The 14,059-nt window shown below is 31.8% G+C and carries 12 protein-coding genes and 1 tRNA gene; 6 read left to right on the forward strand and 7 right to left on the reverse strand.

Features of this window, described 5'->3' with window-relative positions; all coding sequences use genetic code 11:
• Positions 1–88: 88 nt before the first annotated feature.
• The 3 genes from HM985_RS06215 (at position 89) to HM985_RS06225 (ending at position 3,736) form a co-directional block, all read left to right on the forward strand.
• Positions 89–505 (forward strand): OsmC family protein, encoded by a 417-nt coding sequence (locus HM985_RS06215; RefSeq protein ID WP_179314215.1) that lies wholly within the window; start codon positions 89–91, stop codon positions 503–505.
• Positions 506–616: 111 nt separating this feature from the next.
• Positions 617–2,308, forward strand: a complete 1,692-nt coding sequence (gene recJ / locus HM985_RS06220) for a single-stranded-DNA-specific exonuclease RecJ (protein WP_179375416.1) — start codon at positions 617–619, stop codon at positions 2,306–2,308.
• 150 nt (positions 2,309–2,458) lie between these two features.
• Entirely contained in the window at positions 2,459–3,736 is a 1,278-nt protein-coding gene (locus HM985_RS06225) for an MFS transporter (RefSeq protein ID WP_179375417.1), read from the forward strand.
• Here HM985_RS06225 and HM985_RS06230 read toward each other — a convergent pair.
• Complete coding sequence (locus tag HM985_RS06230) at positions 3,733–4,503, reverse strand: UDP-2,3-diacylglucosamine diphosphatase (RefSeq protein WP_218843375.1); 771 nt, start codon at positions 4,501–4,503, stop codon at positions 3,733–3,735. The two genes, HM985_RS06225 and HM985_RS06230, sit on opposite strands and share 4 nt — an antisense overlap.
• Positions 4,496–4,948 carry a 6-pyruvoyl trahydropterin synthase family protein gene (locus HM985_RS06235; RefSeq protein WP_179314211.1) on the reverse strand — a complete coding sequence of 151 codons (453 nt, stop codon included), beginning with the start codon at positions 4,946–4,948 and terminating at the stop codon, positions 4,496–4,498. The genes HM985_RS06230 and HM985_RS06235 overlap by 8 nt, the downstream gene beginning before the upstream one ends.
• A gap of 126 nt (positions 4,949–5,074) precedes the next feature.
• On the opposite strand from HM985_RS06235, the gene HM985_RS06240 reads away from it, so the two are divergent.
• Positions 5,075–5,704, forward strand: coding sequence for a 2OG-Fe(II) oxygenase (locus HM985_RS06240; protein WP_179314210.1), 630 nt, complete (start codon positions 5,075–5,077; stop codon positions 5,702–5,704).
• Between the two features lie 107 nt (positions 5,705–5,811).
• Here HM985_RS06240 and HM985_RS06245 read toward each other — a convergent pair whose 3' ends face one another.
• Genes HM985_RS06245 through HM985_RS06255 form a run of 3 tightly spaced genes read right to left on the reverse strand, consistent with a single transcriptional unit; the run spans position 5,812 to position 7,856 of the window.
• On the reverse strand, positions 5,812–5,988 hold the full coding sequence (locus tag HM985_RS06245; protein ID WP_179375418.1) for a hypothetical protein: 177 nt from the start codon (positions 5,986–5,988) through the stop codon (positions 5,812–5,814).
• Positions 5,989–6,015: 27 nt separating this feature from the next.
• Positions 6,016–7,350: an MATE family efflux transporter gene (locus tag HM985_RS06250; protein ID WP_179375419.1), complete on the reverse strand. Its 1,335-nt coding sequence runs from the start codon at positions 7,348–7,350 to the stop codon at positions 6,016–6,018.
• Positions 7,347–7,856, reverse strand: a complete 510-nt coding sequence (locus HM985_RS06255; protein ID WP_179375420.1) for a GNAT family N-acetyltransferase — start codon at positions 7,854–7,856, stop codon at positions 7,347–7,349. Before HM985_RS06255 ends, HM985_RS06250 begins: the two co-directional genes overlap by 4 nt.
• Positions 7,857–7,920: 64 nt before the next feature.
• Between HM985_RS06255 and HM985_RS06260 the strand changes: the two genes are divergently transcribed.
• Positions 7,921–7,997: transfer RNA gene (locus HM985_RS06260), tRNA-Ala, on the forward strand.
• Positions 7,998–8,081: 84 nt separating this feature from the next.
• On the forward strand, positions 8,082–10,439 hold the full coding sequence (locus HM985_RS06265) for a hybrid sensor histidine kinase/response regulator (RefSeq protein ID WP_179375421.1): 2,358 nt from the start codon (positions 8,082–8,084) through the stop codon (positions 10,437–10,439).
• A gap of 12 nt (positions 10,440–10,451) precedes the next feature.
• Here HM985_RS06265 and HM985_RS06270 read toward each other — a convergent pair whose 3' ends face one another.
• Together HM985_RS06270 and HM985_RS06275 are read right to left on the reverse strand one after the other, a co-directional pair.
• A complete protein-coding gene (locus HM985_RS06270; protein ID WP_179375422.1) occupies positions 10,452–11,291 on the reverse strand; it encodes an alpha/beta hydrolase family protein in 840 nt (279 codons plus the stop codon).
• Positions 11,288–14,050 carry a PD-(D/E)XK nuclease family protein gene (locus tag HM985_RS06275; RefSeq protein WP_179375423.1) on the reverse strand — a complete coding sequence of 921 codons (2,763 nt, stop codon included), beginning with the start codon at positions 14,048–14,050 and terminating at the stop codon, positions 11,288–11,290. Before HM985_RS06275 ends, HM985_RS06270 begins: the two co-directional genes overlap by 4 nt.
• Positions 14,051–14,059: the final 9 nt, after the last annotated feature.

The raw sequence follows: 14,059 nt of genomic DNA on the forward strand, positions 1-14,059 counted from the left end.
TTTGAGGTAACTAAGATAGTATTTTAAGATTTAACAAAAATACAGCCTTAAACACTTCAACTATATATAACTTTTAAAATCAGAAATTATGCAACATAAAATCACAACAAATTGGAAAGGTGGATTAACTTTTGAATCTGATAATCCAAGTGGAAAAACAGTCCTTATGGATACAAATATTGAAGGTACCGACCAAAGAAATGGCCTGTCTCCAAAAGCCATGATGCTATCTTCTTTAGCTGGCTGTTCTGGCTTGGATGTTATTTCTACTTTAGATAAAATGAAAGTTGAAATTAAAGATTTTAAAATGGATGTTTCAGGTGAATTAACAGACGAACACCCTAAGTATTACCATACCGTTACTGTGGATTATCATTTTTACGGAGCAGATTCAAACGAAAAAAAATGTGAACGCGCCGTTAATTTATCTGTTGAAAAATACTGTGGCGTTATGGAAATGTTTCGTCGTTTTGCAACTGTTGAAACCAATATTCATTTTCATTAACATTAAAAAAACAAGTCGTCTTGAGCGCCTTCGAGATATTCATAAAACCTATTAATATTAGGTATCAACTGCGCTCAACCGACACTAAACATCAATTTATTTTAGCTACATATGCGTTGGACATTAAAACCAAAACCACAAGCTTCAAAAGTTGAAGAACTAAAAGCAGCACTTAAAGTAGATGATACCGTTGCAACCTTATTATTACAACGAGATATTGATACTTACGATGCAGCTAAAAAATTCTTTAGACCAAGTTTTGAAGACCTTCACGATCCTTACTTAATGAAAGATATGGATAAAGCTGTTGCACGTATTGAACGCGCCATAACAGCAGGTGAGAACGTGATGGTTTATGGCGATTATGATGTAGACGGAACAACATCTGTAGCCTTAATGTCTACCTATTTAAAAACACGAATAGATAGTATTGCAACTTATATTCCAGACCGCTATGACGAAGGTTACGGCGTATCGTATAAAGGAATTGACTTTGCAGACGATAATGGATTTTCTTTAATAATCGCGCTCGATTGTGGAATTAAAGCCATTGATAAAGTAGCCTATGCCAATGAAAAAGGGATTGATTTTATAATTTGTGATCACCACAGACCAGGAGCTGAAATTCCGGATGCTGTTGCCGTTTTAGACCCAAAACGGGAAGATTGCGAATATCCATTTAAAGAATTATGTGGTTGTGGTGTGGGCTTTAAACTGATTACCGCTTTAGCTGCAAACCAAGGACAAACTGCTGAAGATTTAACCGAGTATCTCGATTTGGTCGCTACTGCTGTCGGAGCAGATATTGTACCTATTGTAGATGAAAATAGAGCTTTAGCCTATTTAGGATTACAGGTTATTAACACCAATCCTAGACCAGGAATGAAAGCTATTATCAACCTGGTTAAAAAAGATATTCTTACCATTACAGACGTTGTATTTACCATCGCACCACGTATTAATGCGGCAGGACGAATGAAACATGGTAATTATGCGGTTAGACTATTATCTGAAACCGATTTTAATCTTGCAGAAACTTATGCTTTAGAAATTGAAGCTTATAATTCTGACCGAAGAGAAACTGATAAACGTATTACCGAAGAAGCTTTAGTTCAAATTGAAGACAACAAGGAACAAGAAGGCTTTACAACCGTTGTTTATGATGAATCTTGGCACAAAGGTGTTATTGGGATTGTGGCTTCACGTTTAATAGAAACGTATTATAGACCCACTTTAGTCTTTACAAAAAGTGGTGATAAATTAGCCGCTTCGGCACGTTCTGTAAAAGGGTTTGATGTGTATAATGCACTAGAGGCTTGCTCAGAACATATTGAACAATTTGGTGGTCATAAATATGCGGCAGGTTTAACTTTAGATCCAAAAAACTACGAGGCTTTTAAAGCAAAGTTTGAAAGTGTGGTAAAAGAAACCATTGATCCTAAATTATTAATGGAAGAGTTAAAAATAGATTTAGATATTGAGCTCGGCGAAATCAATGATAAATTAATGCGAATTCTAAAACAATTTGCACCTTTTGGTCCTGGAAATATGTCACCCACCTTTATGTCGCAAAATATAAAAGATACAGGTTGGGGGAAATGCGTAGGGGAAGATGATAAACATATCCGACTGACAGCAACGCAATCTTTTAACGATAAAATAGTTTGTATCGGTTTTGGTTTAGGTGATAAAATAGATATTATTAATAGTAAAAGACCATTTAGTGCAGCCTATTCCATAGATGAAAATCACTGGAATGGTACTGTAAGTTTACAGTTGAAATTGAAGGATATAAAAGTATAATAAACCCTGAAGGATGAGATATTAAATCAAGTTTAGCATATGCCTTTTAAGCATAAATAATTGGTAATATTTTTTATAGTAATAAAACATCAATTGTAGACCTGTTAAGTTTCAAAAAAACCTCAAAGGTCTCATAAACTATTAACTACATTGGCAAAAAACGATCCATACGCAGCATTAAGGATTAGAGAATTTAATACCTTTTTATTATTACGCTTTTTATTAATCTTTGGTTGGTCTATGCAATTTATTGTTATAGAATGGGAAGTTTATACTTTAACCAAAGACCCTCTCTATTTAGGATTAATAGGTTTAATGGAAATTATACCTGCTTTTACAATGGCGCTATTTGCTGGCCATATTGTAGACCAAAGAGAAAAACGAAATTTGCTAGCCTTATGTATTGCGGCGTTTTCATTAATTAGTTTAGGCTTATTTCTGTTAACTTGGGAGCAAGCAGTTGGTCATTGGGAAACTACAACCATTTTATATTGTATTTATGCCTTGGTCTTTTTTGGTGGGTTTTTACGTTCGTTTTTTGGACCGACCATATTTTCTTTAATTGCACTTATTGTACCTAAAAAAGTATATCCTAATGCAGCTACTTGGAGCAGTAGCACTTGGAAAGCTGCCAGTGTTTTAGGTGCCCTTTTTGCTGGTTTTTCTATAGATTGGATTGGTGTTGACTATACGTTATGTATTGTTTTTGTTATGGTGACCCTGTCTTTAATTATTACATTTCAAATAAAGAAAAAGCCTATTTTAAATCCAAATATTGGCGAATCAGTAAAGGAAAGTTTAAAAGTAGGTTTGCGATTTGTATATAGTGATAAATCTATTTTAGGCGCTTTATCTTTAGATATGGTTGCTGTTTTATTTGGCGGAACTGTGGCTTTACTTTCTGTCTTTTCTCAAGATATTTTGCATGTGGGCTCTAAGGGGTTTGGGGTTTTAAATGCATCCATATCTATAGGAAGTATTCTTACCATGTTTATCACCACCTATTTACCTGTAACCAAAAACGCTGGTAAGAAACTGTTGATTTCTATTTTTGCCTTTGGGTTGTGTATTATAGCCTTTGGTATGTCTAAAATTTTCTGGGTAAGTATTGTTGCTTTATTTTTATCTGGCGTTGCAGACGGTGTATCTATGGTAATTAGACAAACCATTTTACAACTAAAAACACCCGATCATATGCGAGGGCGTGTGGCTTCGGTAAATTCTATGTTTGTAGGATCTTCTAACGAACTTGGGGCGTTTGAAAGTGGTTTAGCCGCTAAAATAATGGGACCAGCAGTTGCTGTTATATTTGGTGGCACCATGACTTTAATTACAGTAACCACCATTGGTATTAAAAATAAAACGTTACGAAATCTCGATTTAACTAAAGATATCGAAGCACATGAGAAAGAGGAAGAAATCGCTTAGTATTTCTTCAAATCAAAATTTTCACCATCAAAAACACCGTAAGTATAATATTGTATCCAATCGCCCAGGTTAACGTACTTAGACTTTTCATTCAAATCAATTTCTAAAGGCAAATGTCGGTGTCCAAACACAAAGAAATCTCTATGTTTATCTTCTAATTTACGTTTACAATAAACGGCTAACCATTCATTTTCTTCACCTAAAAAAGTAGCATCATCATCACCAGAAATCATTTTGTTTTTTACAGACATGTATTGCCCAATACGCAATCCAATATCTGGGTGCATCCATTTAAATAACCATTTAAAAACAGGATTGGTAAACACTTTTTTCATGCGTTTGTAACCTTTATCATTTGGCCCTAAACCATCACCATGACCAATAAAAACAGAAGTATCATTAAACATGAATTCTTTAGGTTCATGATATACAGGAATACCGAGTTCTTCTTCAAAATAACCATGCATCCACAAGTCGTGATTCCCCACAAAATAGTGAATCGGAATTCCGGAATCACTAATTTCGGCAAGCTTACCAAGCGTTCTTGTAAATCCTTTTGGGACAACGGTTTTATACTCGAACCAAAAATCGAATAAATCACCTAACAGAAAAATGGCTGCCGCATCGTGTTTAATTTCATCTAACCAAGCCACAAATTTTTTCTCACGTGGTTTAGAAGCGTCACTAGTTGGTGCGCCTAAATGATTGTCAGATGCGAAGTAAATTTTCTTTCCTTCAGTTAAAGTAATATGATTGGATTTATTCATTATCTGATGCGTACCATTCTGCAAAAGACGATGTAGTTTCTGAAAGCCTTAATGAATGTAATTTTATAGTTTTGGGTAAACGTTGTTTTATTTTTTCAGCAAAATCAATCACCATCATTTCACTTGTTGGCTGATAATCTACCAACAACACGTTATGATCTCTAATTTGTAATTCTCTAGCTAACTCAACATGCGGCGTATTTTTATTAAAAACAGTAGCATGGTCAAAAACATCTACAATTTCTTCCTTTACAATTTTCTTTAAATCCCCAAAATCAATCACCATTCCGTATTTCACGTTTGTGGTATCAGAAATTGGAGTTCCTATTACGGTTACATAAAGTTGGTAACTGTGGCCGTGTACATTTTTACACTTCCCGTCGTAACCGTATAATGCGTGACCTGCTTCAAAAGAAAACTGTTTTGTAATGCGTATTTTACTCATGCTATTTTTAATTAGGATGCAAAGATATTATAAATGTAAAAGGAATGGCTTTTTAGATTACATTTGCTCACTTTTTTTAATTTTATTAAGATAATATGAAAACATTAAATTCTTACAAAAGTCACGTTGAGTAGTCTTTTTGAAGCTATTCCGTTTGTTGAAAACCCGCTTTATGAGCGTATTATTTCAGACATTTCATCACAAAAATATAGTATTGTTGATGATTTCTTTTCAGAAGATGAAGTTATTGCCTTAAGACACTCGTTGCTTTTAAAGTATGAAGAAGATGCGTTTAAAAAAGCAGCTATTGGAAATAAAACCCATAAATTCATAAAAAAAGCAGTCCGTGGTGATATTATTCTTTGGATCAATGAGAATATTATTAATTCTGCGGAAGAATTATTCTTCAATAAAATTAACGATTTAAAAGATTACCTAAACCGTACTTGTTTTTTAGGAATAAATCAGAAGGAATTTCATTACGCTATTTACCCAAAAGACACCTACTACAAACGTCATTTAGATACGTTTCAGAATGATGATAGACGTAAGTTATCTTTCGTATGTTATTTAAATAGTGAAGACTGGAAACCCGAAAACGGAGGAGAACTAGTACTTTATTTAGATGGAGAGGATAAAGTAATCTACCCTTTTCCTGGTAAAGTTGTCATTTTTGAAAGTCAGGAATTAGAGCACGAAGTAAAACCCGTAAATACCCAAAGATTAAGTATAACAGGTTGGTTAAAAACAAGGTAAATTTATATTACCGTTTTTTATATTTATTGTAGAAATATACAATTACAAGTGCTAATCCGAGTATAAGAAATAGGCCGTTTCCGCCTAAAAAACCAAGTACATCCATGTTATTCTTCTTTATATTTGTTTTTACTATATCTATAAATGATGTAGGCAATAGCCACCAACACTACAAAAGGGACCAAATTACCTATTAGAATACCTATGCTATAATAATCATCGGGTGCTTCTTTTAGCTTTTCGTCTATGTCTAGGTCTTGAAGTAATGTAATTAAAAAATGCATTTAAAGTGATTCATTTATAATTCAAATTTAAGCGTTTTCAGCAAGTGATTTAAATGTTTTACGAAATTTAATTATTAATGGTAAGCCTCGAGCAATCATCCAAAATGTAAAGGCAACAAAAATGCCATAAAGTTTATAATCTAGACTATCGGTCCAGAAAATAATAGGTACAAAAACAACCAATGTAGAAAATAGTAAAACATTTCTAAGATATTTCATCCTACCGAGTCCTTTAAAAACTCCATCGAAAATAAAAGCCAATGCACATAAGGGCTGCATAGCTAAAATGATCCAAAAAATATTATAAAACTCATTGAGTACCTCTTTATCATTACTAAAAACACGACCTATCTGATAATAGAAAATCGCTCCTGTTACACTAATTATCAAACCAACTAGAATACCATATTTTATGAGTTCATTACTCAGCTCAATTAAATTCTTATAATCTTTTGCGCCATACAATTTACCAGATAAAATATTACCTGCACTAGCATAACCATCGATAAGAAAAGCACCTAAAAACCACAAGTTAATCCCAATGGTGTAAGCTGCAATGTAGTTTTCCCCGTATTTAGTTGCAAAACTCGTTGCTAAATATAGTGCCAAGTTTAAAGCTAATGTTCTAATAAATAAGTGCGCTATCATTGTAACAAAACGTTTCATTTCAGTATTAAAAGGCAGCTTTATCAATAAAGGAATATCTGTTTTTTTAAGGAGATAAAATGCAGAGAGTAATGCCATAATAACTTGCGCTAATACACTAGCATAAGCCGCACCTTTTATATGCATTGCAGGAATAAGCCCTTCAATACCATAAACAAAAGCAAAATCTAAAACAATATTTGCAGCCGCTCCGACTATGGCAATAAGCATTGGAAAATATGTGTTTTGTAAACCTCTAAAAGTTCCAAAAACAGCAATAGTAAATAGCGTGAATGGAAAACCAAAAACACGAATTTGATAATACGCTACACTATAATTTAGAATGTCTCCAGAAGCATTGTAAAGTTTAAAAATCTGAGCTGCGAAGGGATAAGTAATACCAATGATAACTAAGCTTAATGCGGTAATTATAAAAATTGCCTGAGCTGGTAAATTCTTTACTGCATCTAATTGATCTGCACCAACATATTGAGATACGATTGAAGAAATAGCACTTCGGGTTTGCCCTAAAACCCATATCAGCATAGAAAAAAACGTCCCAACAATACCAACAGCTGCCAACGAAGTTGTGGCCTCATAATCCATATTACCAATAATAGCGGCATCAGTTAAAGACAGAATAGGCTCGGATACTCCAGATATTAATGCTGGAATAGCGAGTTTGTTTATTTGTTTTAAAGTTATTTGTGTGCTCACAGAACTAATTCATAACAATGAAAAGGAAATTCACTTTGCTTTGGAAAATAAATATCCTCTAATTTTTTATAACCGCGAAGTTCGTAAAACTTTTGGTTTCTTTTGTTCTGTGAAAAGGTATCTAATCTAATTGAACTACAATTGTTTTCAGTAGCAAATTCCTCAGCGAAATCCATAAGGTTTTGGGCATAACCTAATCCTTGATGTTTTGGATGAACCGCTAACCTGTGAATATAAACATTATGAACATTGTTAGTTAACCATTTTACAGGAACGTACTCAGAGTCCATTAGCTTTGAAATTACAATACAGCCTAAAATGTTATTATTAATTTTCAACACATAAAGTTCTTCGTGTTCAACATCTTTAGCAAAGGCAGCTGCATTTGGGTAATGTTCGTTCCATTGATAAATACCTTTAGATATCATTGTTTCAGCACATGCTTTGGTAAGAACCAAGAGTGATTTAACATCATCTATTATGGCTTTTTCAATTTTATAACTCATTAATTTGACTTAAAATTTAGTTTTAAAAAGTGAACAAAAATAAGTATATATTTACAACTGTAATGGGGATGTAGCTCAGTTGGCTAGAGCGTTTGACTGGCAGTCAAGAGATCGTGGGTTCGAATCCCATCTTCTCCACCAAAACGTCTTGGGGTGCGCTTTTCTATCAATTAGAACCATATTAACATTTTTTGCGTAAGTTAGCAGCCGTTTAATGCCCCTAACATGAAACCTACCATACTAATTATCTATCTTTTAGCATGTACTTTGTATGCGCAAAAACCTGCATTTAATCCAGAAAGCTCTTCTGGAGAATTATTTGAATACTCTGAATACACAAATACGGAGCGTGCTAAATTTGCTATTGAAGATGTATTACAAAATACTGATTTAAAGTTCCAAACTTTACAATCTGAAAATCACGACCTTGGTTTTACGACCAACAATTATTGGGTTAGATTTCGATTAGAAAACACTCTAAATACAGATAAAACTTATTATTTGGTCACTGCTAGACCAATAACAGACGTCGTTGATTTATATACTATTAAATCTGAAATTGAAATTTCTAAAAATGGAGATCAAGTTTCTTTTGATAAAAAAGATATTAATCACAGAGAAAATGTTTTCAAAATAAAACTAAAAGCTCAAAGTAAGCAACTCTTTTACATCAACCTATCTAGTGATGGAGAAACCCTAAACCTTCTACTTAATTTATATGATGAAGACTCTTTTATAAATAAAAATTACACCCAACAATTATTTTTAGGCTTGTTTTATGGTGTTTTATTATTAACGAGTTTAATCTATTTGTTTTTTTATACCAGTTTAAGCAATAAAACATTTTTGTATTATTGTTTGTATGCTTTTTCGATTGCTTTAATGCAAATGTCTTTAGACGGCTTTATACATCAATATATTTTACCTAATGGTGGTTATTTAAATAGTCGAGTTGTTTTAATTACGGCACTATTTTCGAATCTATTTTTACTCAAATATTGTGAATATTTTTTAAAAGTAAATTTAAACTTAAAACACTTTAAAATAGCTTATAATATTATTTACGGTGTTATATGTACTTTATTTTTAATGTTATTTATCAATTCTAAAACGTTAGAACTAGCATACCCCTTAAGTAATTTAAATGGGTTATTGAGTCTTATCTTAATTGTTACTACAGTTTTTAAAATGCGCTTTAAACGTATTTATGTCGATCCTTTCTTTTCTTTAGGTATTCTATTTTTGGTTATCGGTTTAACAGGTTTTGTAATGAATAATTTGGGTTTACTTCCAACAAATTTTTACACGCAAAACAGCTCTAAATTTGGAACAGGTATAGAAGTCATTCTACTTTCACTTTCGATGACCAAACTTATAAAAAAATTAAGGTTAGATAATGAACATTCACAAGAACTAGCATTAAAAAAATCCGAAGAAATTAGTGAGATTAAGAGTTACTTTATGTCTAATATAAGTCATGAATTACGCACACCTATCAATGCCATAATGGGCATGGTAGATATTGAATTAGCAAGTGCAGACAACGATGTAGAAAGCAGAAAAAAATATCAAATAATTAAGAATGCATCCATAAGCTTATTAAGTAATGTGAATGATGTTTTAGATTTTGAAAAAATTGAAAAGAAAGAACTAAAATTAAGAGAAGAAGAGTTTAATCCTTCAATTGTATTAAACCAAATTAGTAATAATTGGAAAACAGAAGCGAATAAAAAAGGACTTAAATATGCCTTTGAAATGGATTCTGAAATCCCCACCAAAGTCATAGGTGACTCTGATAGATTTGTTCAAATTATAAATAATGTATTAGCCAATGCTGTTAAATTCACAAAAAATGGTCAAATAATTCTAAAACTAAAATGTTTACCACAACCTAATGATATATCTAGTTTCTGCTTTCAAATATCAGATTCTGGTGTCGGTATGAGTAAGATTAGTAAAGACAATGTATTTGTTAGTTTTAATCAAATGCAACTGAACCATAAAAGACAATTTGGGGGTATGGGACTTGGTTTAACCATTGCTAAACATTTAATTGAACTCTATAAAGGTTCCATTAAAATTGAAAGTAAAATTGATAAAGGGACAGATGTTTTTATTAAAATACCGCTTAAAAAATTAAAGAATGAAAGCGCTACGGTCGATAATAAAAGTGCTGTAATATTCGAAAAACCTTTACATATTTTAGTTGTTGAAGACAATAAACTGAATCAATTAGTTATGCGTAAGCTATTAGGAAGTTTTACAAGTGTAAGCTTTTCTGTGGTAGAAAATGGTAGCGAAGCTCTTAAGGCATTAAGAAATGATGTCTATGATTTAATCTTAATGGACCTACAAATGCCAGTAATGGATGGTTACGAAGCAACTAAATTTATTAGAAGTGGAGAACTAGGTTCTTCAATTATTAATATACCCATAATAGCCGTTACAGCAGATGCAATGGAAGAAACAAGACAACGTGTTTTAGAAATTGGCATGAATGATTACATGACTAAACCTGTTAAAAGAGATTTACTTTATGAAAAAATTAAATGTTGTTTTAACAATAACTTAAGCGTTGCCTAATCGTTTATCAATCTACTTTATAAACTTGCTTATAATTTCTGCAACATCATTTAACTCTGCCGAAAGCTGTTCTTTTTCCCATGGATGTTTTGTATTAAACACGTGGTCTGCCTCTGGTATTATTTCTAACCTACTATTCTTACTCCATTGAGAGATATTATAAGCTTCATCAATTTTTACAGAAGTGTCTTTATCTCCATGAATTATTAAAACAGGAAGCTCTATTTTTTTAGTTGCAAACGCTATGTTAAGCTTATTCTCATTGGCTTTAAAATCTTCAAAAAACTGGTAATAATGCGGCATTTCTTGTTTTGTTCTTCCGTTCTTAACGTACTTCACACCATTTTCCTTCCAGCTTTCAATTTCTGTTTTAGAGCCAAATCTATTAGCAAAATTACTGACACTCGCTAATGTAATAAGCTGAGTTATTCTAGCGTCTTCTGAAGCCTTTAAAATAGCAATACCACCACCACGACTATGACCAATTAATGTGATGTTATGAGTATCTATTTTGGTGTTATCGTTGAAGTTTTCTTCTACCCAATCAATAACAGCATTTAAATCATCTAATTCTTTGGTGTAGTTATTATTTCCAAAAGCTTCCAAGTCCGGAAAATCAATTGGGTTTTCCATGGTACCTCCATTATGAGAAAAATTGAATTTAATAAAACAAAGTCCAGATTTAGCTATTTGCTCTGCCATCAAATTCCAAGCACCCCAATCTTTAAAACCCTTATAACCATGACAAAATATTACAACAGGTTGATTTCTTTTTTCTTCAGAATAGAATGCATCTATAAGAATTATCTTTTTACCATCTCTATTTAGAATTATATTTTTATCTATTTTCATTTGGTTAAATCTTTTTCAACAAAATTAAGTTCGGGATTACAAATTTCAATGATGAGGCTTTTCAGTTCTATTTCAAAATCATCTAATGTTTCATTCGTTATAAGTTGGTCCTTTTTTCTTGAGCCAGCTGATTCTTTTTTTCCAAATTTTAAAAAGCCTCCATTTAAGTTTTTAAAGGATATAATTCCTGCTTCAATAGGTAGTTCTATTTTGTTATTTTGGCGCATCATATAAGCATAGCACAAAATCTGAAAGGACTTACTATACTTATCATAATCGGTGGTTAAATCTTCCCAATTTACTATTTCTACTTTGTTCTGTTCTACTTTACCAGACTTATAATCAATAACTCTAGTAACTCCATTAAAACGGTCAACTCTATCTACTTTTCCTTTTAGTTTAATAGGAAAATCTAAAGAATCGATTGTAATCATTATTTCTTCATCTGCTTCTATAGATAGGATTTCTATTTCATTACCCTGTTTAAGACTCTCCATTTCTAAATCTATAAAATTTGAAATATAACGTTGTGCTATCTCAAAAATAATAAGATTTTTACCATTAGAAAAACCACCTTTATTATACAGTTTTTCAAAATGCTTAGTGACCATTTCTCTTATCTGACTTTTAAACTTCTTAAGATGTTCAACCGTTAAAATTGACCCCTGTAAAGGTTCATAGAAATCTTCAAGAGAATTATGAATTACGGAACCGAGTGTATTTGCTGCAATGTTCTCTTCAACCTCTTCAAACTCTTTAATACCAAGTATTTTTTCATAATAAAAATCAATAGGATTTCGAATGTAATTCGTTAAAGACGATGGAGAATAACCTTTGTTAGAGAGTGTTTTAATTTGATCTATAACCGATGGTGTTTTTATAATGTTCTGTAATTTTTGCTGAATATTAGGTACGCTAGGTGATAGAATTTTGTGCTTTACGTTATGCAACCCTTCGATATCTAACTGTGTTATAAACCTGCTTCTTTCTCCTCCTTTCAAAGCATCTATCTCGGTATTATAAAGAATATAAACATTCTTTGCACGTTGTAATAATCTATAAAAATGATAAGTATAAACGGCGTCTTTTTCTTTAAATGTAGGTAACTTATTTTCAATCTTTACATCAAAAGGTATAAATGAATTGTTCGTTTTACCCGAAGGAAGAATACCCTCATTAACGGAACTTATAATAACGGTTTCGAAATCTAAAACACGAGATTCTAACATACCCATAATTTGAAGACCGTCTAAAGGCTCTCCTTTAAAATCTAATGTTTCCGAACTTAATAATTCTTTATAAATAGTTTGTAAAGCAACAATAGAATTTAGGTATTTGTACTTGGTGTTTAACTCAGATAATTGATTAAATAAGGTATTAAAACGGTATAAATATTCTAATTCTAAACTGTGTATTGACTTATCGTTATCAAAGTTTAATTTCATCTTAAAAATAAGAGAAGTACATTGTTTTAAAGCAACGCCAGGCTCATTATTCCATGACTTAAAAATTAAATCTAACATTTCCAAACTTGTAGTTGAGATCTCTTTTAATTCATTAATCGAAACATATACTAAATTATTTTTCTGAATATGCTCTACAATAATCTTCGAATCATTGCTTGTTTCTGTTTCAAATAATGAATAAATAGCGGGGTGCGATAGTAACCCTATTATATCTTTATAATAAAATTGTTTTGGATTGTTTTTATGAACTAAAAATAATTGCTCAAATAACGACGACAATGGTACAAACTGCAATGGTAAACCCATTGTTACGTTCAATTTACTAATGGTATCTGGAATCGAATTAAGAACGGGTAATAAAAGCTGTTCTTCACCTAGAACTACCGCTATTTTAGATAAATTAGTATCTACCTGCGTTAAGTCTTCTATAATTTGACCTATATATTTGGCTTGCCCTACAAGTTTAGGAATGCCAATTGCATGAATATTTTTTTTATCAGAATAATGTGATGTTGTCCAATTAAAAGCATTAGTTTTAAAATATTCCCATTGGCTTCTATGTTGTCTTGTAAACCATCCTGCATCATGCTTATTGTCATCAATAAAAGCTTTATCAATATCCCAATATATATGAGCTAAATCACTTTCTAGTAAACCTTGTATAATCTTAGACTCAGCAGTATTTAAGGCATTAAACCCTAAAAAGACATGGATTTTATCGTTAAATTTTTCAATATAAGATTCTAAATTAACAACTGCTTCTCTATAAATAAGTCCTTGATAACCCTGTTTAGATTCTAATAAATTTTCAGTGAAAGCAGCATAATATTCTTTCAGGTGTTTCCAAAACTTTAAATGATTCTTAATCAATTCTGTTTGGTCAGTTTCTAAAGACCAATGACTCAGTTCTTTTATGGCATTTAAATAATCAAAAATTTGCTCTTGTGGTATAAGATAACGGTCTATCTCGTTAAAGTCTTGTAATAAGATTTGTGCCCATTTAGAGAAGGATTCAAAAGTTTCTTGCTCTGCTTCTTTTGTTAACTTCTTATATGTTTCGTAAAGTCTAAATAATAAATCGGTATTAGGAAGGTTTTGCAAACCTGATAATTCCTCTACAAATTCTTCAATACTTACAATTTGAGGCGAAAATATAGGCTCATCCAATATTGATGACAGGTGATGCTTAAGAAAAACACCTGCACGCTTGCTTGGTAAAATGAAATTAACTTCTGCTAGATTTAACTTTTTATCTTGAAGTTGTAGTAGTACGGATTTTATAAAACTTATCATTCTATAAAA

This window comes from Winogradskyella wichelsiae (genome assembly GCF_013403925.1).
Classification (GTDB): domain Bacteria; phylum Bacteroidota; class Bacteroidia; order Flavobacteriales; family Flavobacteriaceae; genus Winogradskyella; species Winogradskyella wichelsiae.